Raw genomic sequence first — 22,030 nt, 5'->3', positions numbered from 1 at the left:
CGATGACCGAAAGGGAAAAGATGCTCCGGGGCGAGCAGTTCGAGACGCTCGACCCGCAACTGAGCGAGGATCGCCGCCGGGCGGCCGCGCTGCTGAGCCGGCTCAACGCGCTGTCGATGGATGCGCCCGGGTACCGCGAGGCGCTCGGCGAGCTGCTGCCTCATGCTTCGGACGAATGCCTGATTCGTCCGCCTTTTTACTGCGACTATGGTTACAGCCTGTTCATCGGACGTGGCGTTTTCATTAACTTCAACTGCGTGATGCTCGACGGTGAGCCGATCCGCATCGGCGACCATGTGCTGATCGGGCCTGCCGTGCAGATTTACACCTTCACCCACCCGATGGATTTCGAGCAGCGCCGCCGCCCGGTCGAAAGCTGTCGTCCGGTTGCGATCGGCGACGACTGCTGGATCGGCGGCGGGGCGATTCTCTGTCCGGGCGTCCGGATCGGGCCTCGCTCGGTCGTCGGCGCAGGCAGCGTCGTGGTGCGCGACGTCGAGCCGGACGTCGTCGTGGCCGGCAATCCGGCCCGTGTCGTCCGCCGGCTGAAATAACGGCCGGGAATGAATTTATATAGTTACCTTAATATAATAACCGGACCTCGGGTTTTCGACGATTCCGGTTTCTCGATATGAAGTCCCCTGCGCCGGAGGGGAATTTGTGACAGAGGGCTGATCGAATGCGTGTCCTGTGTTCGCTAACACGGGGCGCTTGCATAGCAGGCGCCCCGTGTCTCGTGTCGTCCGTACGGGACTTATTTCTCGCTCATGTCGGGCATGGGCTTTTTGTATTCGCCGGCGAGCAGCTTCTTGTGACATTTCTCGAAGCAGTCGAGCGTGTAGTTCACGTCGTCGAGCGTGTGCACGGCCGTCGGGATGATGCGGAGGATGATTTCTCCCTTGGGGATCACCGGGTAAACGACCACCGAGCAGAACAGGTTGTAAGTCTCGCGCAGGTCGACGACGATGTTGCAGGCTTCGTCCACGCCGCCCTTCATATAGACGGGCGTGACGGGCGACAGCGTGCCTCCGATGTCGAATCCGCGCTCGCGGAAGCCGCTTTGCAGCGCACGGACGATTTTCCACAGGTTTTCCTTGAACTCCGGATGCGTGCGGATCAGGTCGAGCCTCTTGAGCGCTCCTTTGACCATAGGCATCGGCAGCGCCTTGGCATAGGTCTGCGAGCGCATGTTGTAGCGAAGATAGTCGACGATGAACTTCTCGGACGATACGAACGCCCCGATGCCGGCCATCGACTTGGCGAACGTGTTGAACAGCACGTCCACGCCGTCGGTCACGCCGAAGTGTTCGGGCGTACCCGAGCCGCGTTTGCCCATCGTGCCGAAGCCGTGCGCGTCGTCGACCAGCAGGCGGAAGTTGAAGTCCTTTTTCATCGCGACGATCTCGTCGAGCTTGCCCAGATCGCCTTTCATGCCGAATACGCCCTCGGTGATGACGAGCACGCCGCCGCCGTTCTCCTCGGCCAGTTTCGTCGCATGGGCGAGCTGCTTGCGGCAGGCTTCCATGTCGTTGTGCGGATATACGAAGCGCTTGCCCGTGTGCAGCCGCAGCCCGTCGATGATGCAGGCATGCGCCTCCGAGTCGTAGACCACCACGTCGCGGCGCGTGAGCAGCGAGTCGATGATCGAGATCATTCCCTGATAGCCGTAGTTGAGCAGGAAGGCGTCGGGCTTGCCCACGAAAGCGGCCAGCTCGCGCTCGAGCTGCTCGTGCCACTTGGTCTGTCCGCTCATCATGCGGGCCCCCATCGGATAGGCCATGCCGAACTCGGCGGCCGCCTCGGCGTCGGCCTTGCGCACCTCCGGATGGTTGGCCAGGCCCAGGTAGTTGTTCAGGCTCCAGTTCAGCACCTCGCGGCCGCGGAAGATCATGTGCGGGCCGATTTCGCCCTCGAGCTTCGGGAAAGAGTAGTAGCCGTGGCTCAGCTTCTGGTATTGGCCGATCGGACCCCCGGCATTCTGTTTGAGTCGTTCGAAAATATCCACAATCGTATCCGTTTTAAATTGTATTTAAATTGAGTAATCGTTTCGGAAACAAACGTACAAAGCTAACTATTTTTTTCCGTATGCGCGTACAAAAACGGCTTTTTTTGTCATGGTCGCCCTGCGGAGAGGAGAGCCTTCGTGCGGATTGGCCGTCCGTTGCGGGCGGGCGGCGGAACGGGTGCGCGGCTCGCTCTCCGTGCCGGCTATGCCGGGGCGTCCGGGGCTGCGGATAATATCCGCCCGAAAACGCAATATATATTTTTTCAACTCGTTAAAAATACATAACTTTGCCGAAATTAGGCGACGAACCGTTCTCGGGACGGTTCGGAGTCGGTGTAGGCGCCTAATCCTTAATGAATTGAAGATGAGAATCGACGTAAACAAAGCTTTGGTCGTGCTGGCGGGCGTGACGGCCGCCTCGTGCAGCGGATACAGCAAGGTCCTCAAGAGCAACGACAGCAACCTGAAGTATCAGACGGCCATCGAATACACCGATAAGGGGAAGTACAACAAGGCGCTGACGCTTTTTCAGGACGTCGCTCACGTGTACGCTCAGTCGGCCCGCGCCGATACTTTGGCTTATTATACGGGACTCTGTTACTACAAAAGCGGGGACTTCGTTTCGAGCGCCGAGCTGTTCGACGGCTTCCGCCGCCGTTTCGGGCGCAGCCCGTTTCTGGAGGACGCGGAGTATATGTATGCCAAGGGTTTTTACTTTTCCTCGCCTAAGCCCGAGTACGACCAGACGGCCACGCATCAGGCTCTTCAGGCCATAACGGAATATCTGGACCGCTATCCGAACAGCGTGAAGAAGGACCAGCTGATCGAGAACATGATCGAGCTGAGGCAGAAACTCTACGACAAGGCTTTCATGAACGCCAAGGTGTACTACGATATAGGATACTACAATTCGGCCGTTACGGCGCTTCAGAACGCCATCGATATGTATCCCGAGAGCGGTCACCGCGAAGAGCTGGCCTATCTGATCGTCAGCGCCCACTGTCTCTATGCGCGCAACAGCGTCGCTTCGCTGCAGCGCCAGCGGTATCTCGATACGCAGAACGCCTATTACAATTTCGTCGACCAATATCCCGACAGCAAGTACAAGAAGGAGGTCGACAAGATGCTCGAGGAGGCCAAGAAGCACTTGGCCAAGTACGGCGACCTGCAGAACGGCTCGAACAGCGACAATACGAATCAATCAGATAATTCCGAAACGAAAGATGGAAATCAAGAAAAGTAGCATTCCGACGAACACAGTCACCCGGACGCTCACCGACATCGACGCGCCGACGGGCAACATTTACGAGTCCGTGGTCGTGATCGCCCGCCGCGCGAATCAGATCGCCAGCGAGATCAAGCAGGAATTGAACCGGAAGCTGGCCGATTTCTCGAGCGTCACCGATTCGCTCGAGGAGACGTTCGAAAACCGGGAGCAGATCGAGATATCGAAATACTACGAGCGGCTGCCGAAGCCTACGCTCGTGGCGACCGAGGAATTTCTGGAGGGAAAGGTCTATTTCCGCGAGAACAGACCGGAGCCTCAGCCCGAGACGATCGCCGAATAGTTTTTAACGGTCGCAGACATGCTCGGAGGCAAGAAAATAATCGTCGGCGTAACAGGCAGTATCGCAGCTTACAAGGCTGCGATACTCGTCAGGGAACTGATCCGCGAGGGCGCGGAAGTGCGCGTACTGATGACTCCGCTGGCCAAGCAGTTCATCACGCCGCTGACGCTCGCGACGTTGAGCCGCCACCCGATTCTCGTCGAGTTTTTCGATCCGGAGAGCGGACAGTGGAACAGCCATGTCTCGCTCGGCGAGTGGGCCGACGCGCTGGTCGTCGCTCCGGCTACGGCCAATACGATTGCGAAGATGGCTACCGGCGTGGCCGACAACCTGCTGCTGACCACTTATCTGTCGGCGCGTTGTCCCGTGTTCGTCGCCCCGGCGATGGACCTCGATATGTACGCTCATCCGACGACCCGCTATAACCTCGACAGCCTCAAAAGCTACGGATGCCGGATCATCGAACCGGCTTCGGGAGAATTGGCCAGCGGCCTTTCGGGCAAAGGACGGATGGAGGAGCCCGCCGCGATCGCGCGTGCGGTGTCGGACTATTTTGCCCGCCGGCGCTCGCTGCAGGGGCGGACCCTGCTCGTGACGGCCGGCCCGACGATCGAGCCGATCGACCCCGTTCGCTACATATCGAACCATTCGTCCGGCAAGATGGGCTATGCCTTGGCCGAGGAACTGCGCGACCGGGGAGCCGACGTGATTTTGGTGACCGGACGCACGGCATTGCCGATTCCCGACGGGATGCAGGCGCTGGAGGTTACGACGGCCGACGAGATGTACGCGGCCTCCCTGCATGTTTTCGAGCGTTGCGACGGAGCCGTAATGTGTGCGGCGGTGGCCGATTATACTCCGGTTTCGGTCGCCGACCGGAAGATCAAGAAGGAGAGCGAGGTGCGGAGCATCGAGCTGCGTCCTACGCGGGACATTGCCGCGGCGATCGGAGAGATCAAGGGGCCCCGTCTGCTGGTGGGCTTCGCGCTCGAGACCGATCACGGGCTCGAGCATGCCGAGGATAAGCTCGAGCGCAAGAATATGGATATGATCGTGCTCAACTCGCTGGACGATCCGGGCGCGGGCTTCGGCGTCGATACGAACCGCGTTACGATTCTGCACCGCGACGGGCGGCGGAACGCTTTCGGGCTCAAGAACAAGCGAGCGGTCGCTTCGGATATCGCGGACGAGATCGAGGCGTTCTGGAAAAAGGAGGAATAACCGAAAATTCGTAACTTTCGCTTTGCAGTTCGGACTTTTCCGGCGAGGAAGGGTCCGTTTAATTCATACGGGATATGCTGTGTCGTTTGACGGTCGAGAATTATGCGCTGATTGACCGGCTGGACATCGAGTTCGCCGCCGGGCTGAATATCATTACCGGCGAGACCGGAGCCGGCAAGTCGATCCTGCTCGGCGCGCTGGGGCTGGTGCTGGGAGCTCGCGCCGACGCGGCCGCGATCAAGGACTCGGGGCGCAACTGCGTCGTCGAGGCCGAGTTCGACGTCCGGGGTTACGGCTTGGAGCCGCTGTTCGGGTCGCTCGATGTGGACTATGACGAGCGGACCGTCGTGCGGCGGGTGATTACGCCCGCCGGCAAGAGCCGCGCTTACGTCAACGATCTTCCCGTCCAGCTGACGGCCTTGCGCGAGATCGGCGTCCGACTGATCGATATTCATTCGCAGCACCAGACGCTGCTGTTGGGCGACAGCCGTTTCCGGACCGGTTTGCTCGACAGCGTGGGAGAGGCCGGCGACAGGCTGGGGGAGTATCGCCGGATATACGGCGAGCTCCGCCGTTGCGAGAGCGAGTTGGAGACACTTCGGGTCCGGGCCGAGCAGAGCGGCCGCGACCGGGAGTACGTTTCCTTTCAGTTGAACGAGCTGCGTGAGGCGAAATTGTCGGAGAACGAGCAGCAGGAGCTGGAGGCCGGTCTGTCCGAGCTGTCGCATGCCTCGGAGATCCGCGATACGTTGCTTTTCGCCGCTTCCGAGCTGGAAGGGGCCGAGGATAGCCTGCTTTCGCGGCTCAAGAGCGTCGAAACGTCGGTCGGCCGCATAACCGAAGTCTATCCCCGGGCCGAGGAATTTTATGCCCGCTTGCACGCGGCGGCGCTCGATCTGAAGGATCTGGCTTCCGAGGCCGCTTCCGGCGCCGACCGGATCGATGCTGATCCCCGGCGACTCGAACAGGTAACTGCCCGTCTGGACCGCATCTATTCGCTCCAGCAGAAGCATCGAGTCGCTTCCGTTTCCGAACTGCTCGCATTGCAGGCCCGATACGAAGCGCAACTGGCGGATATCGAAGGCGGTGCCGAGGCGATTGCCCAAATGCGGCAGCAGGTCGAGCGGTTGCGTGCCGAGGCTGTCCGGATCGCGGGCGAGCTGACGGCGGTTCGTACGGCGGCCGCTCCGCGGATCGAAGAGCAGATAGCGGGGATGCTCGCCGAGCTCGGCATGGAGTCGGCCGTTCTGCGGATCGAGATCGCGCCGGCCGCGGAGTTGCGGCCCGACGGTGCGGATACGATACGCTTCCTGTTCACGGCCAACCGGCGGATGCCGCTCCAGCCGGTCGAGAAGGTGGCCTCCGGGGGCGAGATGTCTCGGCTGATGCTGAGTCTCAAGTCGCTCGTCGCCCGTTCGGGGCAGCTTCCTACGGTGATCTTCGACGAGATCGATACGGGCGTTTCCGGGTCGGTGGCTGACCGCATGGGCGAGATCATCGTTCGCCTTTCGTCCGGCTTGCAGGTAATCAATATCACGCATTTGCCTCAGGTGGCTGCCAAGGGGAGCGACCACTTTTTCGTATATAAGGAGGAGTCTGCCTCCGGCACGGCGACTCGTATCAGGAAGCTGGCGCCTTCCGAACGCGTCGAGCAGATCGCCCGCATGCTCAGCGGGACCGACGTGACCGAGGCGGCGCGCGAGCAGGCCCGCCTGCTGCTCGGCGACCGGGCCTGCTGACGGAGGTCCGGACGTTCCGGTATTTCGTCCCGGCTTCCGAGACGGGATTTCCTCGTATCGCGTGACGGAATGTCGGGACGTCGGGTGATTTTTTGCAATGCTGGTGGATCGGCCGTGCGTTTTTTTCGCTTTTTGCGGTCGGATTTTTCCGATGGCAAACCGGGGTTTCCGCGCGGCCGGGAAGCGGTTCGGCGATTCATTTTGATTTTAGGTGTCGTATTTATATATTTGCAATTCGAGATAAAATTTAACAATCGGGCTAATTTTGTAACAATGCGATTTTGGAACGTTGTTAAATAGGGAGGAGAAGTCATGAGCGAGAAATTGTACATTTTCGACACGACGCTGCGCGACGGGGAACAGGTTCCCGGCTGTCAGCTCAATACGATCGAAAAAATGGAGGTGGCCCGGGCGCTCGAAGCGCTGGGCGTGGATATCATCGAGGCCGGCTTTCCCGTGTCGAGTCCCGGCGATTTCAATTCGGTCCGGGAAATATCGAAGGCCGTTTCCCGGCCGACGATCTGCGCGCTGACGCGGGCCGTGCAGAACGACATCGACGTGGCGGCCGACGCGCTGGCTCTGGCCAAGCACAAACGGATACATACGGGCATCGGCGTATCGCACTCGCACATCTACTATAAGCTCAATTCCACTCCGGAGCAGATCATCGAGCGGGCCGTAGCGGCCGTCAGGCATGCGAAGAAGTATGTCGAGGACGTCGAGTTCTATGCCGAAGACGCCGGGCGTGCCGACAACGAGTACCTCGCGCGCGTGATCGAGGCCGTGATCGGGGCCGGGGCGACGGTCGTCAACATCCCCGATACGACGGGCTATTGCCTGCCGCAGGAGTACGCCCGCAAGATCAGGTATCTTGTCGAGCATGTGCCCAACATCCACCGCGCGATCATTTCGACCCATTGCCATAACGATCTGGGCATGGCGACGGCCAACACGCTCGAAGGCGTGATCAGCGGAGCCCGTCAGGTCGAGGTGACGATCAACGGCATCGGCGAGCGGGCCGGCAACACGGCGCTCGAGGAGGTCGTGATGGCGTTGCGCTGTCACAAGCACTTGGGCATCGATACGAGCATCGACTCGAAATTGCTGACTTCGACGAGCCGCATGGTCGCCAGCATGATGAACATGCCCGTTCAGGCCAACAAGGCGATCGTCGGCCGCAATGCGTTCGCCCACTCGTCGGGCATTCATCAGGACGGCGTGCTCAAGAACCGCGAGAGCTACGAGATCATCGATCCGGTCGATGTGGGACTCGACGAGTCGGTCATCGCGCTTACGGCCCGCAGCGGTCGCGCGGCGCTGAGCCATCGTCTCGATCTGCTCGGTTTCAAGCTCGAGCAGACCGAGCTGGACGAGGTGTACGCCAAGTTTCTCGATCTGGCCGATAAGAAGAAGGATATCCGCGACGACGACCTGCTCTATCTGGTCGGCGCGACGACGGGCGAGAAGATAACCAAGCGGATCAAGCTGAAATACTTGCAGATACTGACCGGTACGCTGATTCCGACCGCGACGGTCATTCTGAAGATCGGCGGCAGCGAACGTACGGCGACCTGCACCGGGAACGGACCGGTCGATGCGGCCGTCAAGGCGATCAAGACGCTGATCAACGAGACGGTGCAGATCACCGAGTTCCTGATTCAGGCGATGAACAAGGGCAGCGACGACGTGGGGCGCGTACACGTGCAGGTGCGTTGCGGACAGATGCTCGTCCACGGCTTTTCGGCCAATACCGATGTCGTGAAGGCGGCCGTCGAGGCGTTCGTCGATGCGCTGAATCTGCTCAATGCGACGGAGAAGGCAGAATAAGAACACTTAAATACCGAACAGATGGGAAAGACTCTTTTTGACAAGGTATGGGACGCTCATACGGTCCGTCAGCTGGACGGGGGCCGGAGCGTGCTGTATATCGACCGCCACTATATCCACGAGGTGACCTCGCCCGTGGCCTTTCTGGGTTTGCGTAACCGGGGAATCAAGGTAGCCCGTCCCGACCGGACGACCGGTACGCCCGACCATAACGTGCCGACCGTCGATCAGGACAAACCGGTTGCCGAAGAGCAGAGCCGGATGCAGCTCGAATCGTTCGGTCGCAACTGCGAGGCGAACGGAGTCGAGTATTTCAAACTCGGCAGTCCGCGTCACGGGGTCGTGCATATCGTGGGCCCCGAGCTGGGCATTACGCAGCCGGGTATGACGATCGTCTGCGGCGACAGCCATACGTCGACGCACGGGGCTTTCGGCGCCGTCGCATTCGGCATCGGTACGTCGGAGGTAGAGATGGTTTTCGCCTCGCAGTGTATCCTGCAGCCCAAACCCAAGACGATGCGCATTACCGTCGACGGACGGCGCGGCCCGGGCGTGACGGCCAAGGACATCATCCTGTACGTCATATCCCGGATTTCCGCTTCGGGCGGCACGGGCCATTTCATCGAGTTCGCCGGCGAGGCGATCCGGGCCTTGTCGATGGAGGAGCGGATGACCGTCTGCAACATGAGCATCGAGTGCGGAGCCCGCGGCGGCATCATCGCTCCGGACCAGACTACGTTCGACTACGTTCGGGGGCGCGAGCGTGCGCCGAAGGGCGCCGATTTCGACCGGGCCGTCGAACGCTGGAAAGAGCTTTATTCCGATCCCGACGCCCGTTTCGATACGGAGTACCGCTTCGATGCCGCCGATATCGAGCCGATGATTACCTACGGCACGAATCCGGGCATGGGCGTCGGCATCACCGGAACGATTCCCTCCGACGAGGGTCTGAGCGGCAGCGACCGCGTGAGCTTCTCCAAAGCGCTCGCCTACATGGATTTCCGTAGCGGCGAGCCGATGCTCGGCAAGCGGGTCGACTATGTTTTCTTGGGCAGCTGCACGAACGGACGCATCGAGGATTTCCGCCAGTTCGCCCATGCCGTCAAGGGTCGCCGCAAAGCGCCCCATGTGACCGCATGGCTCGTTCCCGGCTCGAAAGGGGTCGAGGCGCAGGCCCGTGCCGAGGGGTTGGACAAGATACTGGCCGAGGCGGGTTTCGAACTCCGTCAGCCCGGCTGCTCGGCCTGTCTGGCAATGAACGCCGACAAGATTCCCGCCGGGATGTACAGCGTTTCGACGTCGAACCGCAACTTCGAGGGGCGTCAGGGGCCCGGCGCGCGTACGATGCTGGCCGGACCGCTGGTAGCTGCCGCCGCCGCCGTGACCGGATGCGTTTCCGATCCGCGCGAGGTGTTCGGTCTCTAACCGATTCGTTGAACTTAAAGCGATATTTGTCATGTCTATTCCGAAATTTACCCGTCTGACGACGACGGCCTGCCCGTTGAACATAGAGAACATCGATACCGACCAGATCATTCCCGCCCGCTTCCTGAAAGCCGTCGAGCGGAAGGGATTCGGCGACAACCTGTTCCGCGACTGGCGCTTCGACAAGGCCGGCGCGCGCGTGGACGGTTTTCCGCTGAACGATTCGCGCTACGGGGGCGAGATTTTGGTCGCCGCGAAGAACTTCGGTTGCGGCTCGTCGCGCGAGCACGCGGCCTGGGCCATTTTCGACTACGGCTTCCGCGTGGTCGTGTCGAGTTTTTTCGCCGACATATTCAAGAACAATGCGCTGAACAACGGCCTGCTGCCGGTTCAGCTCAGCGAGCCTTTCTTGGAAAAGATCTTCGCTGCGATCGCGGCCGATCCGCAGGCTCGTTTCGAGGTCGATCTGCCGAATCAGACGTTCACGATTCTCTCCACCGGCGAGCAGGCGTCTTTCGACATCGACGGCTATAAGAAGGAGTGTCTGCTGAACGGCTACGACGACGTGGATTATCTGCTCAGCATCCGCGACGACATCACCCGCTACGAGCAGGCGCATGCGTAGTTTGTCCTTCGGTCGTCCGTCGTTCTGCGAAAGTCCGCAGAACGGCAGGCGGTGAAAAATGGTCTTCGGGGGGCTGCCGCTCCGTGCGTGATCGGGCGGGCAGTCCGGGGGCGGAGTGAAAGGCCGGCCGGGACGAGTGCCGGCGATTCGGAACGCTCGGCCGAGGACCCTACCCCTTGTCGTCCGGTGGGACGGGGACTCGGAACGGATTTCCGGACGGATTTTGAAAAAGAGATTGATTGTCTATGGTGGATCGCATCGAAATACTGGATACGACCTTGCGCGACGGCGAGCAGACTTCGGGAGTGTCGTTTACCGTGCGTGAGAAGCTGAGCATCGCGCGTCTGTTGCTCGACGAACTGCATGTCGACCGGATCGAGGTAGCCTCGGCCCGGGTTTCCGACGGAGAGTTCGAGTCGGTGCGGCGTATCGCCCGCTGGGCCGAGGAACGCGGTTTTCTCGACCGGGTGGAGGTTTTGGGTTTCGTCGACGGCGGAGTTTCGCTGCGGTGGATCGCCGATGCCGGATGCCGCGTGATGAATCTGCTTGCCAAAGGTTCGTTGCGCCATTGCGAGTTGCAGTTGCGCAAGACGCCCGAACAGCACGTAGCCGATATTTGCGAGGCGATCGAGGCTGCCTCGGCCGAGGGTATCGCGGTCAATCTCTATCTGGAGGACTGGTCGAACGGCATGCGCTTTTCCAAGGATTACGTTTACGGGATGATCGACGCGCTGCGCGATCGGCCGATCGCGCGTTTCATGATCCCCGATACGCTCGGCGTGCTCGCTCCCGACGAGTGCTATGCGTTCTGCCGCGAGATGGTCGAGCGTTATCCGGAACTGCATTTCGACTTCCATGCCCACAACGATTACGATCTGGCCGTGGCGAATGTCATGGCCGCTGTCAAGGCGGGCGTACGGGGAATCCATACGACCGTCAACGGGCTGGGGGAGCGGGCCGGCAACGCGCCCCTGTCGAGCGTTGCGGCTGTGCTGAACGACCATCTGAAGGTGCGTAACGCGATCGTCGAGAAGAACATCAACCATGTGAGCCGGTTGGTCGAGACCTATACCGGTATCCATATCCCGGCCAACGAGCCGGTCGTCGGCGAAAATGTCTTCACGCAGTGCGCGGGCATTCATGCCGACGGCGACAACAAAAGCCACCTCTATTACAACGATCTGCTGCCCGAACGTTTCGGCCGTGTCCGCGAGTATGCGCTGGGAAAAACCTCGGGCAAGGCCAATATCAAGAAGAATCTGGAAACGCTCGGCATCGATCTCGACGACGAGGCGATGCGCAAGGTGACCGAGCGGATCATCGAGCTGGGCGACAAGAAGCAGGCCGTCACGTCGGAGGACCTGCCCTACATCATCGCCGACGTACTGAAACAGGACGTTTACGAGACGCAAGTACACATTCTCAATTACAACCTGTCGCTGTCGCAGGGCCTCCGGCCCGTGGCCACGCTCAAGATCCGGATCAACGACGAGGAGTACGAGCAGACCTCGTCGGGCGACGGCCAGTACGACGCCTTTATGCGCGCGCTTCGCAAGATATACAAGGAGCAGCTCCGGCGCGAGTTCCCGATGCTGGTCAACTATACGGTCTCGATTCCTCCCGGCGGCCGGACCGACGCTTTCGTCCAGACCTACATTACCTGGGAATACCGGGGCGAGACGTTCAAGACGCGCGGGCTGGATGCCGACCAGACCGAGGCGGCGATCAAGGCCACGCTCAAGATGCTCAACAAACTGGAAAATATGCAGGCGTAAATACCTGCTTCCCGGACATGCGCGTGTATTCCCGTTTGCGACTCCGGAAGGTGCCGGCGCGTCCGTTCGTACCTACTGCGGGGAGAGGGGCCGTTCCCTGAATTCGTTTCTGTTTGGCGGCGTTCCCGTATCGTTACGCTGAAGTCAACGGACAATGCGGTTCGGCTTCGTGTCGCTTGTAGCCGATGGTGGCAGCCGGCTCGTACTCAATGAAACTCGCGTGTGGCGGATCGTAACAAACGGTCTGCGGCCGGGCGGCTCCGAGGACGGGCCGAAGTAGGCGAAAGTCGCCGCTTGCGCTCCGAAACGGACTTCGTCCGGTTTTCGTAAATTTTATTTCGAACGGGAACGGCGCGATTTCCGGGGAATGAAAAGCGGGAAAAAGTTACTCGTTGCGGAACGTTTCCTGCTATTGCGCGACCAGTTCTCTCGGGTCGAACATACCGATTTCCGAGCGGTCGATCAGCCGCATTTTCAACTCTTCCATATCCGGGAGACCTTCGGCCGCCGAGCGGATTCTGTCGCCGAACCGGGCCGCGCTTTCCGCCGAGTCGCGTTCCCGGTTGTAGACGATCAGCAGCACGGGCGCGGCCCGTCTGCCCGTAAGGCCCCGGTAGCGGCAGAGGCACGTATTCATTTGTCGAACGATGTCGAGAACGTATTTCCCGCTCAGCCCGTTTCTGAAATACTTGATCTCGATTATTTTGTCGCTCCGGAGCCCGTTGTCGCGGGAAAGCAGCAGCATATCCAAGTGCAGCCGGTCGCCTATCTCCGTCTGCGGTTTTATCTCGTATTCTTTCCTGTCCGACAGCCGTTTCTCGAACGATTCGATAACCGCCCGCTCGACGTCGTAGTATTCGCTGATGTATCTTGCCCGCTCTCCGGCTTGTACCGGGCCGGAAGGCTTGTCCGGTTTTTTCGCTCCCGAGGGTTTCTGCCGGGTGATTTCGTCCACCTCGCGGGCGATCTTCTCTTTCGTTTCCTCAGGCGAAAGCGCCCGTATCTGCAAGTCGAGCCGTTTGACTTCCAGATCGAACTTGGCGTCGGCCTGCCGTTGCCGCCGGCTCCATTTGTACAGTCCCGCAGCGACCGACAGGGTCCCGGTCGCGAACATGGCGAGCGACAGGTACGGAACGTAGTTCTGCACGCGGAGCAGCAGCTGTTGTTTCGTGCGTATGATCTGCCGTACTTCCGGCTCGAAGCGGGCCATGTCGGACTGCGGGACGCAGAGCCCGAAATCCTCTTTCAGGTAAAAGTACGGAATCAGTACGGCGAACCCGATCAGAATGACTCCGACCGAGACGAAGAATTTGTACAGATCGCCGTATTCGATTTTTTGCATCGTTTCGTCCTTGGAGGCGTTTTCTGCCGCGCGGCTATTTCCAGCCCGGCGCCTTCAGCGCGATTTCCGAGCCGTCGGGCGTGACGAGCATGGCGCCGGTTCCTGCGGCCGTGACGTGCCCGATCACGTCGACGCCCAGCGCGAAGATTTCCTGCTGTTTCGATAGCGGCACCGTGAACAGCAGCTCGTAGTCCTGACCTCCGTTGAGCGCCGCGACGACCGGATCGGCGTGCAGTTCTTCGGCCATATCGTGCGTCTGTCGGGCGATCGGCAGGCGGTCGAGGTAGATGCGCGCTCCGCAACCCGAACTTTTGCACAGGTGCAGCGTTTCGGACGCCAGGCCGTCCGTGATGTCGATCATCGAGGTCGGCACGATGCCCGCTTCGGCCAGCCGTTCGATTATGTCGGTACGGGCTTCGGGCTTCAGTTGCCGCCCGAGAATGTACTCGTGTCCCTCGAACTTCGGTTTCGGATCGGGTTGTCCGCCGCATGCCCTCTTTTCCCGCTCGAGCAGATGGAGTCCCATGTAGGCGGCGCCCAGATCTCCGCTCAGGCAGATCAGGTCGTTCGGCTTCGCTCCGCTGCGGTAGGCGATCCGGTCCTTGGCGACGTCGCCCGCTGCCGTCACGCCGATTGCGAGTCCGTTGACCGAGGCTGTCGTGTCTCCGCCTGCCAGATCGGTCCGGTAACGGTCGCAGGCCGCTCGTATCCCGTCATACAGCCGATCGATCATTTCGACCGAGAAGCGGGCCGGGATGCCGAGCGCCAGTTCGATCTGCCGCGGCGTTCCGTTCATGGCGAGGATATCGGAAATTCCCGCGACGACCGCCTTGTAGCCCAGATGCTGCAGCGGATAGTATGTCAGGTCGAAATGTACGCCCTCGAGCAGCAGTTCGGTCGAGAGCAGCACGTAGCGGTCGCCCGCGTCGATTACGGCCGTATCGTCGCCGCAGCCTTTGACCGTCGAGGCGTTTTGCGGCTCGACGCGCGAGCAGATTCGTTCGATGAGTCCGAATTTTCCGATTTCGGCGATTTCGGTTCGTTTTTTTCCTTCCATAAGTTATTCGGGTTGCTGTCGCAGATTTACAAAGATAGTTTATCTTTTGCGCAGGTGAAAAATTATATTAATTTTGTCAACGTTTGTTCCATATCAAGCTAAATTTCGATTCCGATGCTGAATATCGTGCTGTTCGGTCCTCCGGGGGCCGGCAAAGGGACGCAGGCCGCCCGACTGATCGAGAAATACGGGTTTCACCACATATCGACCGGCGAGGTGATCCGCGAGGAAATTCGTCAGGGGTCGCCTCTCGGCCTCAGCGTGAAGGGCTTTATCGACAAGGGGCAGCTGGCTCCCGACGCTTTGGTGATCGACCTGATCGCCGACTATGTGTCGAAGCATAAGGAGAGCAAAGGAAACATTTTCGACGGTTTTCCGCGCACGACGCCGCAGGCCGAGGCTTTCGACAAGATTATGGAACAGCACGGCACGCCGGTCAATCTGATGCTGGCGCTCGAGGTTTCCGACGACGAGCTGATCGATCGTCTGCTCAAGCGGGGCAAGGAGAGCGGACGTGCCGACGACAGTTGCGAGTCGGTGATCCGGAACCGGATCGATGTTTATAAGGCTCAGACGGCCGTCGTCGCCGATCATTATCGCCGGCAGGGCAAATTCCGTGCGATTCGGGGAATCGGCAGCATAGAGGAGATATTCCGTTCCATCTGCTGCCAGATCGATCCGCTGCTTGAAAAGCCGGATGCGGCGTCTGTCCGTGTCGGGTAGTTGTCTTTTGATTTTTGATGCGGTTATTCAAAACCGTGTTCGGGCGTGTTCCTTGAAAATATGCGAACGACGGTTATGATGTAACCGTGATTTGCGTATTGTCTGCAAAAACTGTCGGTCGACAGCCCGTTTATATTATCCGTGCTTAATATTTCGTGGTATTTTCTCGTGGAAATTTCATACTTTAGCGCATCGAATGCCGGAGCGAATTGTTCGGCAGTTAAAACTATTGGTTCGACTATGAAAAAGCATTTACTGTTCTTTTGGGCCCTGACGGTCCTTTTGATGCCGGGCGTTCAGTCCTGCGACGATTCGTCGGAAGGAGGGAGTGCTCCCGCCGAGTTGACGGTGACTCCTAATCCTTTGACGGTCGGTGCGGACGGCGGCCCCCAGGAGCTATCCTGCCTCGTTGAAAACCCGAACGGCGGGAGCGTCCGAGCTTCGTCGAGCGGGGCGACATGGATTCATTCGTTCGATTGTTCGACAGAGGGCAAAATTTTTTTCTATGTCGATGCCAATCCCGATTACGATCTTCGCACGGGAGAAGTGATCGTGACCTATGAGGATGCCGAGAGCGTCCGACTCGTCGTGGAGCAGCAGGGAGCCGAGCCCCCGATCGGCATTCGCATCGAGGAACTGACCACGACTTCGGCTCGGGTAACCTGGGAGCCCGACGATGCTTCGATGACGTACATTTTGGGTGTTGCCGAAAAGAGCGTGATCGATTCTTATGCGAGCGGTCGCGAGATGATGGAGCACGATCTCGAAGGATTCAAAGCCGATGCCGACTCATGGGGCATGAGCCTGAGCGAATATCTCGAGTTCGGTGTCTTATATACCGGCAAGCAGGTATTTCCGAAAGACGGATTCAAACCCGGAACCGAGTATTGCGCCTATGCGTACGGTATGGATGCGAACGGCGAGTTTACGACGGGGCTGGTCAAGGAAATTTTCGAGACGGTGGCTATGACCGACTGTTCCTTTACGATTGAACCGCGGGATGTGACCAAGAACAGCGTGTTGTTGGAGGTGACGCCCGAGCGCAACGATGTTTCCTATTACGTCGCCTATGTCGAGCGAAAAGCCTTTGAAAACGATTTCCATGGCAGCGACAGCGAACTGATGCAGGCGACCGTCGCCCAGATCAGGTCCAACATGGCATTGACGGGCGCCACATGGTCCGACTTCGTTCATTTGGGGGCCAAGTCGTTCCCTGTGGCCTCGCTTCTTTCCGGTACCGACTATTATGCGTTCGCTTTCGGCCTCGACCGTGGGGCGATCACGACCGACATTTCCAAGAAGCCCTTCCGAACAGCGGCAGCCGAGCTGACCGACGACTGCACGTTCGATATCCGCTTCGTCGAGATCGGAGCCTCGACCGTCGATGTGGAGATCGTGCCGTCGAATTCCTCGACGCGCTATTATGCGACTTTCATGGAGTCCTCTATCCTCGAAACGCACACGCCGGACGAAGTGGCTGCTATGAAAATCAGTGAGGAGGAAGGCTGGCAGACCGATTGGGTCAACGATCCCCGGATTCATTCGGGGACGCAGACGCTCAACTCGAATTCCGATCTGGGCATCGCTCCGTTCAAACCTCAGCACGACTATACGGTGTTCGTGTTCGGTGTGAGTGCCGAGGGCGAACGCACGACGCAGGTCGCAACGAAGAACGTAACCACCGCGGAATTCCAGAAGTCCGACATGACCATCCAAATTCAGGTGGGCGAACGGACCGACAGATCGTGCGTGTTGAGTTTCACGCCTTCTGTCGACGACGAATTGTATTATATCGGAGTGGTGCCTTATGAGTTGCGCGGCTACTATACGACCGACGAGGAGTTTATGCAGGCCGTCGTCTATACGTTGGGCGACTATATCGAGATGTATTGCGTTCGAGGCAAGATGGACGGGCTTTACTGCCAGAGCGACCTGCTGGGCGATGAGCTGAAGCCCGGAACCCGGTATTTGGCCATCGCTTTCGGCTATATGAGCGGCGTTACGACGGGATTGTTCTCGGAGGAGTTCACGACGATGGACGCCGTTCAGCAATAACCGGTATGGTTCGGTGTAAAATAAGCAGGGGACGGTCGAAAGACCGTCCCTTCATTTTTGAGTGTTCATACTTTGGACGAAATATCGGAACACGGAAGAACTTCTTGGATATGTGCCGGAAATCAGTCGTTCATGGTTATCGGCGTTGCCTGCTTCGTGCGGAAAGCCGGTAGAGTGAGTCTGTTCGCTTCGTGCGGAACGGACGGTCGGGCCCGGCTGTCCCGCTTGTGCGCATCGCTTCGGTGCGGCGGAGGGGATCGGGTCGGCTTCCCGTTTTTCGGCCGGATCGGTTCATAGCATGTCGATGCATTGTTCAAAAGCAGCCCGAATTGTTCATAGCTTCCGTCTTTTTGTTGAATATTCCGGCCTTGTTTGTCTATTGTGTGTTCATAACTTTCCCCTCGCAGCTTTTCGGAACGAGAAAAGCCTGTCCGCAGGACAGGCTTTCGAGAGAATGGATCGGGAATTTCGTGTCAGGTGTTCATCGCGCCGCACACGTGGATTACCTGGCCGCTAACATAGGACGACAGATCCGAAGCGAGGAACAGGGCGACCTTGGCGACGTCGTCGGGCGTACCTCCGCGCCGCAGCGGAATCTGCTTGGCCCATTGTTCCTTGATCTCGTCCGACAGCGCGTTGGTCATGTCGGTGATAATGAAGCCCGGGGCGATCGCGTTGGCGCGGATTCCTCGCGGACCGAGCTCCTTGGCGATCGACTTGGCCAGACCGATCAGTCCGGCTTTCGATGCCGAGTAGTTGCACTGTCCCGCATTGCCCGATACGCCGACGACCGAAGCCATGTTGATGATGCTTCCGCTTTTCTGCTTCATCATCACGGGCGTGACGGCATGGATGAAGTTGAACGCCGACTTCAGGTTCACGTTGATGACCATGTCCCACTGCTGCTCGCTCATGCGCATCATCAGTCCGTCGCGCGTGATGCCGGCATTGTTGACCAGTACGTCGATCCGGCCGAAATCCTTGACGATCTGGGCTACCACGGCGGCCGTGTCCTCGAAATCGGCCGCGTTCGACGCGTATCCCTTAGCCTGAACGCCGAGGGCCTGCAGCTCCTTTTCGGTGTTCTGAAAGTTCTCGTCGACTTTCAGATCGGTGAAAACGACCGAGGCGCCTTCCTCCGCGAAACGCAGCGCGATCGCCTTGCCGATGCCGCGGGCGGCTCCGGTTACGACGGCGACTTTTCCTTCAAGTAGTTTCATCTGCTTGTATTTAAGTTAATGTATGGCTCTTTGTTTTCCGCTCCGAAGCGGGGCGCCATCGCTCCGTCTCCGGGCTGTCGTTGCGCTCCGCGTTTCCGGGACCGTCGCCGGCTTCGGAAATCCGGAGGCGAAGAGCTTCGCAAAGGTAACAATTTATTTCGGCATCGGGAACCGCCCGCTGTGTTTTGTCGCTCTTTTTTACTACCTTTGAGCGTCCGTTTTACCGATCGGCACAACGTTTAAAACCCGTAAGATAATGACAAAGGATACCAAACTATTCGATCTGATCGAGAGCGAAAAGCGGCGGCAGATGCAAGGCATCGAGCTGATCGCCTCCGAGAATTTTGTAAGCGAACAGGTCATGCAGGCCATGGGCTCGGTGCTGACCAACAAATATGCGGAAGGATATCCCGGAGCGCGTTATTACGGCGGCTGCGAGGTCGTCGATCGGGTCGAGCAGCTGGCTATCGACCGCCTGTGCGAGCTCTACGGAGCCAAGTATGCCAACGTGCAGCCTCATTCAGGCGCTCAGGCCAATATGGCCGTATTTTTCACGGTGCTCAAGCCCGGCGATACGTTCATGGGGCTCGATTTGTCGCACGGCGGCCATCTGTCGCACGGCTCGCCGGTCAATACGTCCGGCATTCTCTATCATGCCGTGGGGTATAAGCTCGACGAGCGTACCGGTCGGATCGACTACGATGCGATGGAAAAGCTCGCATTGGAACACAAACCCAAGATGATTATCGGCGGAGCTTCGGCTTACAGCCGCGAGTGGGACTACAAGCGCATGCGCGAGATCGCCGACCGCGTCGGCGCGCTGCTGATGGTCGATATGGCCCATACGGCCGGCCTGATCGCCGCCGGACTGCTCGACAATCCGGTCAAGTATGCGCATATCGTCACCTCGACCACGCACAAGACGTTGCGCGGGCCGCGCGGGGGCGTGATTCTGATGGGCGAGGATTTCGACAATCCGTGGGGCGTCAAGACGCCGAAGGGCGAGATCAAGAAAATGTCCGCCATGCTCAACTCGGCGGTTTTCCCCGGCATTCAGGGCGGGCCGCTGGAGCATGTGATCGCGGCCAAGGCCGTCGCGTTCGGCGAGGCGCTCGATCCTTCGTACAAGGAGTACCAGAAGCAGGTGCGCAAGAACGCTCAGGCGATGGCCGAGGCGTTTGCCGCGCGCGGCTATAAGATCGTTTCGGGCGGTACCGACAATCACCTGATGCTGATCGATCTGCGGACGAAGTTCCCCGATCTGACGGGCAAGCAGGCCGAAAAAGCCCTCGTGCAGGCCGATATCACGACGAACAAGAACATGGTTCCGTTCGACAGCCGCTCGCCGTTCCAGACGTCGGGCATCCGTGTCGGTACGCCGGCCATTACGACCCGGGGACTGAAAGAGGACCGGATGGAGACGATCGTATCGCTGATCGACCGCGTGCTCTCGGATATCGATAACGAAACGGAAATCGCTGCCGTCCGCAAGGAGGTGAACGATCTGATGGCGAATTATCCGCTGTTCGCTTGGTAAGAGCTTCCGAAAAACGTATAAGTCGTCGCCGTGTCTCGTTGAAGGGCACGGCGACGATGTTTGAGAGTGTAGGGTTTTTCTGGCGGCGGACTGTCGGATTGTGTGTCCGGCAGGCCAACGCTTCCGACTTGTCGACCGTCGCACCGCTTACGCTCCCTACATGGTCGACTTTCGGCAGCATGTCACGGCTCACGAGATTGACGAAAAGTCTTTTCGCCTTCTTTATGCCTTGATTGGTGTGATGACTCTTGCTTAGGCTGACCGGTATCCGGTCATGGCCGATAACTTCCGTGTGTCCCGCTGCGAGTTGATTCGCTTTTCTTTCGATCTCCGCCCCGGCAACCGTCGTCGGTTCGGGATAGAGCGCCAACGGATTCCCGAGATTTTTCTTGTTCGTTTCCATTGTATCGGGTTGAACGGTGTTTTCCTTGACAGTCGTGCGTGTTCAGACATATCGGTGGCGTGGGGCGGGCAGGTCTTGCATGGGACTGGCCATGACTGGCCCGTCTATGATCGTGGGGCGAGCGGTTGTGTCGCGGGGCGATTCGCCGGTGTCGCCGGTCGCATGACGACCGTCCGATAACTTTCGGTTATGGCGTATAAGAATTTGGTCGTTCGGAGTTTGCTCCGAATGTCGTTTCTTTGTCCCCGGTTCATTGACGTAAAAACGTTCCGGATGATGAAAATGAGTGAAGAAAGGGGCAATATGCTGCACGGCGTTCTGTTGATCGCTCTGTTCTCCTGCGCAGCGTTCTATATCGGCGATTTCCCTTGGGTCAAAAGCCTTTCGTTCAGCCCGATGATCGTGGGCATCGTGCTGGGCATGCTCTATGCGAACAGTCTGCGCAACCGGTTGCCGGCTACGTGGGTTCCCGGCATTCTGTTCTGCTCGAAGCGCGTTTTGCGGCTGGGTATCGTTCTGTACGGTTTCCGGCTGACTTTTCAGGACGTGCTGGCCGTGGGCGCTCCGGCCCTGCTGATCGATGCGGTCGTCGTGACCGTCACGATTTGCGGAGGGGTCCTGTTGGGACGGCTGCTGAAGATGGATCGGGGCATTGCGCTGCTCACGTCGGTCGGTAGCGGTATCTGCGGAGCCGCCGCCGTGCTCGGCGCCGAGTCGACGATCCGCGCCAGACCCTATAAAACGGCCGTAGCCGTTTCGACGGTCGTGATCTTCGGGACGATCTCGATGTTTCTCTATCCGGTTCTCTATCGTCACGGTATCGTTTCGCTGACTCCGGAGCAGATGGGCATTTACACCGGAGCCACGCTGCACGAGGTCGCTCATGTGGTGGGGGCGGGAAACGCGATGAACGGGGAGATATCCGATGCGGCGATCATCGTCAAAATGATCCGCGTGATGATGCTGGTGCCCGTGCTGCTGACGATAAGCTATTCTGTTTCGGTTGTGAGAGCCCGGCGGCGTCGGCTTGCGGACAGGCGGTCCTGCGGCGGCGTGACTCGGCGGATCGCCGTGCCGTGGTTCGCGCTCGGGTTTCTGGCGGTGATAGGCTTCAATTCGTTCGGCCTGTTAGGGGAGGCGACCGTGTCGTTCATCCATTCGCTGGACACTTTTTTGCTGACGATGGCCATGACCGCTCTGGGAGCCGAGACCAGTATCGAAAAGTTCAAAAAGGCGGGTGCCAAGCCTTTCGTGCTCTCGTTGCTTCTGTTCGTGTGGCTTGTGGGGGGAGGTTGGCTGCTGGTCAAATACATGGCTCCCGCATTGATGTAGGGGCGAGCGATTCTCGTGTTAGCCGGGCGTAAACCGGGAGGCTCGGCAATTCTTCTGGCATTCCGTCGCCGTCCGTAACAGTTTTTTTCGGAGACCTCGACCGACGGTGAGTCGCTTCGATCCGGCATGGCGCTTCCCCCGGAACGTCCGGTCTTGCTCCGGCGGGCCGGTTCTTG

17 protein-coding genes and 1 pseudogene are annotated in these 22,030 nt (G+C 59.2%); 13 read left to right on the top strand and 5 right to left on the bottom strand.

Going from position 1 to position 22,030, the window contains the following annotated elements:
• The first annotated feature begins 2 nt into the window (after window positions 1-2).
• Window positions 3-554, top strand: coding sequence for a sugar O-acetyltransferase (locus NQ491_RS02995; RefSeq protein ID WP_019244808.1), 552 nt, complete (start codon window positions 3-5; stop codon window positions 552-554).
• A 200-nt stretch (window positions 555-754) separates the two neighbouring features.
• Here the strand turns inward: NQ491_RS02995 and NQ491_RS02990 are convergent, their stop codons facing one another.
• Window positions 755-2,008, bottom strand: coding sequence for an aminotransferase class I/II-fold pyridoxal phosphate-dependent enzyme (locus NQ491_RS02990; RefSeq protein ID WP_026089486.1), 1,254 nt, complete (start codon window positions 2,006-2,008; stop codon window positions 755-757).
• Between the two features lie 361 nt (window positions 2,009-2,369).
• Here NQ491_RS02990 and NQ491_RS02985 point away from each other — a divergent pair, with 361 nt between their 5' ends.
• From NQ491_RS02985 to NQ491_RS02950, 8 genes are all read left to right on the top strand, one after another.
• Window positions 2,370-3,248, top strand: a complete 879-nt coding sequence (locus NQ491_RS02985; protein ID WP_034282517.1) for an outer membrane protein assembly factor BamD — start codon at window positions 2,370-2,372, stop codon at window positions 3,246-3,248.
• Window positions 3,229-3,573, top strand: coding sequence for a DNA-directed RNA polymerase subunit omega (locus NQ491_RS02980; RefSeq protein ID WP_019244812.1), 345 nt, complete (start codon window positions 3,229-3,231; stop codon window positions 3,571-3,573). Before NQ491_RS02985 ends, NQ491_RS02980 begins: the two co-directional genes overlap by 20 nt.
• Before the next feature lie 18 nt (window positions 3,574-3,591).
• Window positions 3,592-4,794 carry a bifunctional phosphopantothenoylcysteine decarboxylase/phosphopantothenate--cysteine ligase CoaBC gene (gene coaBC, locus NQ491_RS02975; protein WP_019244813.1) on the top strand — a complete coding sequence of 401 codons (1,203 nt, stop codon included), beginning with the start codon at window positions 3,592-3,594 and terminating at the stop codon, window positions 4,792-4,794.
• A 74-nt stretch (window positions 4,795-4,868) separates the two neighbouring features.
• Window positions 4,869-6,533, top strand: coding sequence for a DNA repair protein RecN (gene recN / locus NQ491_RS02970; RefSeq protein ID WP_019244814.1), 1,665 nt, complete (start codon window positions 4,869-4,871; stop codon window positions 6,531-6,533).
• A gap of 312 nt (window positions 6,534-6,845) precedes the next feature.
• The gene (locus NQ491_RS02965) at window positions 6,846-8,360 is read left to right on the top strand and encodes a 2-isopropylmalate synthase (protein WP_019244816.1); all 1,515 of its coding nucleotides are present in this window, start codon (window positions 6,846-6,848) and stop codon (window positions 8,358-8,360) included.
• Window positions 8,361-8,381: 21 nt separating this feature from the next.
• The gene (leuC, locus tag NQ491_RS02960; RefSeq protein WP_019244817.1) at window positions 8,382-9,785 is read left to right on the top strand and encodes a 3-isopropylmalate dehydratase large subunit; all 1,404 of its coding nucleotides are present in this window, start codon (window positions 8,382-8,384) and stop codon (window positions 9,783-9,785) included.
• A 31-nt stretch (window positions 9,786-9,816) separates the two neighbouring features.
• Window positions 9,817-10,410, top strand: coding sequence for a 3-isopropylmalate dehydratase small subunit (leuD, locus tag NQ491_RS02955; protein ID WP_019244818.1), 594 nt, complete (start codon window positions 9,817-9,819; stop codon window positions 10,408-10,410).
• A gap of 245 nt (window positions 10,411-10,655) precedes the next feature.
• Entirely contained in the window at window positions 10,656-12,185 is a 1,530-nt protein-coding gene (locus tag NQ491_RS02950; protein WP_019244819.1) for an alpha-isopropylmalate synthase regulatory domain-containing protein, read from the top strand.
• 409 nt (window positions 12,186-12,594) lie between these two features.
• On the opposite strand, the gene NQ491_RS02945 is transcribed toward NQ491_RS02950, so the two are convergent.
• Window positions 12,595-13,527, bottom strand: a complete 933-nt coding sequence (locus tag NQ491_RS02945) for a hypothetical protein (RefSeq protein ID WP_019244820.1) — start codon at window positions 13,525-13,527, stop codon at window positions 12,595-12,597.
• 34 nt (window positions 13,528-13,561) lie between these two features.
• Window positions 13,562-14,584 carry a thiamine-phosphate kinase gene (gene thiL, locus NQ491_RS02940; RefSeq protein ID WP_019244821.1) on the bottom strand — a complete coding sequence of 341 codons (1,023 nt, stop codon included), beginning with the start codon at window positions 14,582-14,584 and terminating at the stop codon, window positions 13,562-13,564.
• Between the two features lie 114 nt (window positions 14,585-14,698).
• On the opposite strand from thiL, the gene NQ491_RS02935 reads away from it, so the two are divergent.
• Window positions 14,699-15,307 (top strand): adenylate kinase, encoded by a 609-nt coding sequence (locus tag NQ491_RS02935; protein WP_019244822.1) that lies wholly within the window; start codon window positions 14,699-14,701, stop codon window positions 15,305-15,307.
• A gap of 240 nt (window positions 15,308-15,547) precedes the next feature.
• The gene (locus NQ491_RS02930; protein WP_019244823.1) at window positions 15,548-17,362 is read left to right on the top strand and encodes a BACON domain-containing protein; all 1,815 of its coding nucleotides are present in this window, start codon (window positions 15,548-15,550) and stop codon (window positions 17,360-17,362) included.
• 473 nt (window positions 17,363-17,835) lie between these two features.
• On the opposite strand, the gene fabG is transcribed toward NQ491_RS02930, so the two are convergent.
• A complete protein-coding gene (gene fabG, locus NQ491_RS02925) occupies window positions 17,836-18,582 on the bottom strand; it encodes a 3-oxoacyl-[acyl-carrier-protein] reductase (RefSeq protein ID WP_019244824.1) in 747 nt (248 codons plus the stop codon).
• 256 nt (window positions 18,583-18,838) lie between these two features.
• On the opposite strand from fabG, the gene glyA reads away from it, so the two are divergent.
• Window positions 18,839-20,119 carry a serine hydroxymethyltransferase gene (gene glyA / locus NQ491_RS02920; RefSeq protein WP_019244825.1) on the top strand — a complete coding sequence of 427 codons (1,281 nt, stop codon included), beginning with the start codon at window positions 18,839-18,841 and terminating at the stop codon, window positions 20,117-20,119.
• A 112-nt stretch (window positions 20,120-20,231) separates the two neighbouring features.
• Here glyA and NQ491_RS02915 read toward each other — a convergent pair.
• Window positions 20,232-20,522: pseudogene (locus NQ491_RS02915) on the bottom strand (flavin reductase); the annotation flags it as partial.
• Window positions 20,523-20,825: 303 nt separating this feature from the next.
• Between NQ491_RS02915 and NQ491_RS02910 the strand changes: the two are divergent.
• Window positions 20,826-21,854, top strand: a complete 1,029-nt coding sequence (locus tag NQ491_RS02910) for a YeiH family protein (RefSeq protein WP_026089487.1) — start codon at window positions 20,826-20,828, stop codon at window positions 21,852-21,854.
• Window positions 21,855-22,030: the final 176 nt, after the last annotated feature.

The organism is Alistipes ihumii AP11, assembly GCF_025144665.1.
Taxonomy (GTDB): Bacteria; Bacteroidota; Bacteroidia; order Bacteroidales; family Rikenellaceae; genus Alistipes_A; species Alistipes_A ihumii.
This window is presented reverse-complemented; position numbering and strand designations above follow the sequence as displayed.

What these genes read in the sequence shown, in the direction of transcription:
- coaBC (WP_019244813.1), top strand. Translation starts at nt 3,592, where the DNA reads ATGCTCGGAGGCAAGAAAATAATCGTCGGCGTAACAGGCAGTATCGCA.
- NQ491_RS02930 (WP_019244823.1), top strand. Translation starts at nt 15,548, where the DNA reads ATGAAAAAGCATTTACTGTTCTTTTGGGCCCTGACGGTCCTTTTGATG.
- glyA (WP_019244825.1), top strand. Translation starts at nt 18,839, where the DNA reads ATGACAAAGGATACCAAACTATTCGATCTGATCGAGAGCGAAAAGCGG.
- NQ491_RS02945 (WP_019244820.1), bottom strand. Translation starts at nt 13,527, where the DNA reads ATGCAAAAAATCGAATACGGCGATCTGTACAAATTCTTCGTCTCGGTC.
- NQ491_RS02950 (WP_019244819.1), top strand. Translation starts at nt 10,656, where the DNA reads ATGGTGGATCGCATCGAAATACTGGATACGACCTTGCGCGACGGCGAG.
- NQ491_RS02965 (WP_019244816.1), top strand. Translation starts at nt 6,846, where the DNA reads ATGAGCGAGAAATTGTACATTTTCGACACGACGCTGCGCGACGGGGAA.
- recN (WP_019244814.1), top strand. Translation starts at nt 4,869, where the DNA reads ATGCTGTGTCGTTTGACGGTCGAGAATTATGCGCTGATTGACCGGCTG.
- fabG (WP_019244824.1), bottom strand. Translation starts at nt 18,582, where the DNA reads ATGAAACTACTTGAAGGAAAAGTCGCCGTCGTAACCGGAGCCGCCCGC.
- NQ491_RS02935 (WP_019244822.1), top strand. Translation starts at nt 14,699, where the DNA reads ATGCTGAATATCGTGCTGTTCGGTCCTCCGGGGGCCGGCAAAGGGACG.
- NQ491_RS02995 (WP_019244808.1), top strand. Translation starts at nt 3, where the DNA reads ATGACCGAAAGGGAAAAGATGCTCCGGGGCGAGCAGTTCGAGACGCTC.
- NQ491_RS02980 (WP_019244812.1), top strand. Translation starts at nt 3,229, where the DNA reads ATGGAAATCAAGAAAAGTAGCATTCCGACGAACACAGTCACCCGGACG.
- NQ491_RS02985 (WP_034282517.1), top strand. Translation starts at nt 2,370, where the DNA reads ATGAGAATCGACGTAAACAAAGCTTTGGTCGTGCTGGCGGGCGTGACG.
- thiL (WP_019244821.1), bottom strand. Translation starts at nt 14,584, where the DNA reads ATGGAAGGAAAAAAACGAACCGAAATCGCCGAAATCGGAAAATTCGGA.
- leuD (WP_019244818.1), top strand. Translation starts at nt 9,817, where the DNA reads ATGTCTATTCCGAAATTTACCCGTCTGACGACGACGGCCTGCCCGTTG.
- NQ491_RS02910 (WP_026089487.1), top strand. Translation starts at nt 20,826, where the DNA reads ATGCTGCACGGCGTTCTGTTGATCGCTCTGTTCTCCTGCGCAGCGTTC.
- leuC (WP_019244817.1), top strand. Translation starts at nt 8,382, where the DNA reads ATGGGAAAGACTCTTTTTGACAAGGTATGGGACGCTCATACGGTCCGT.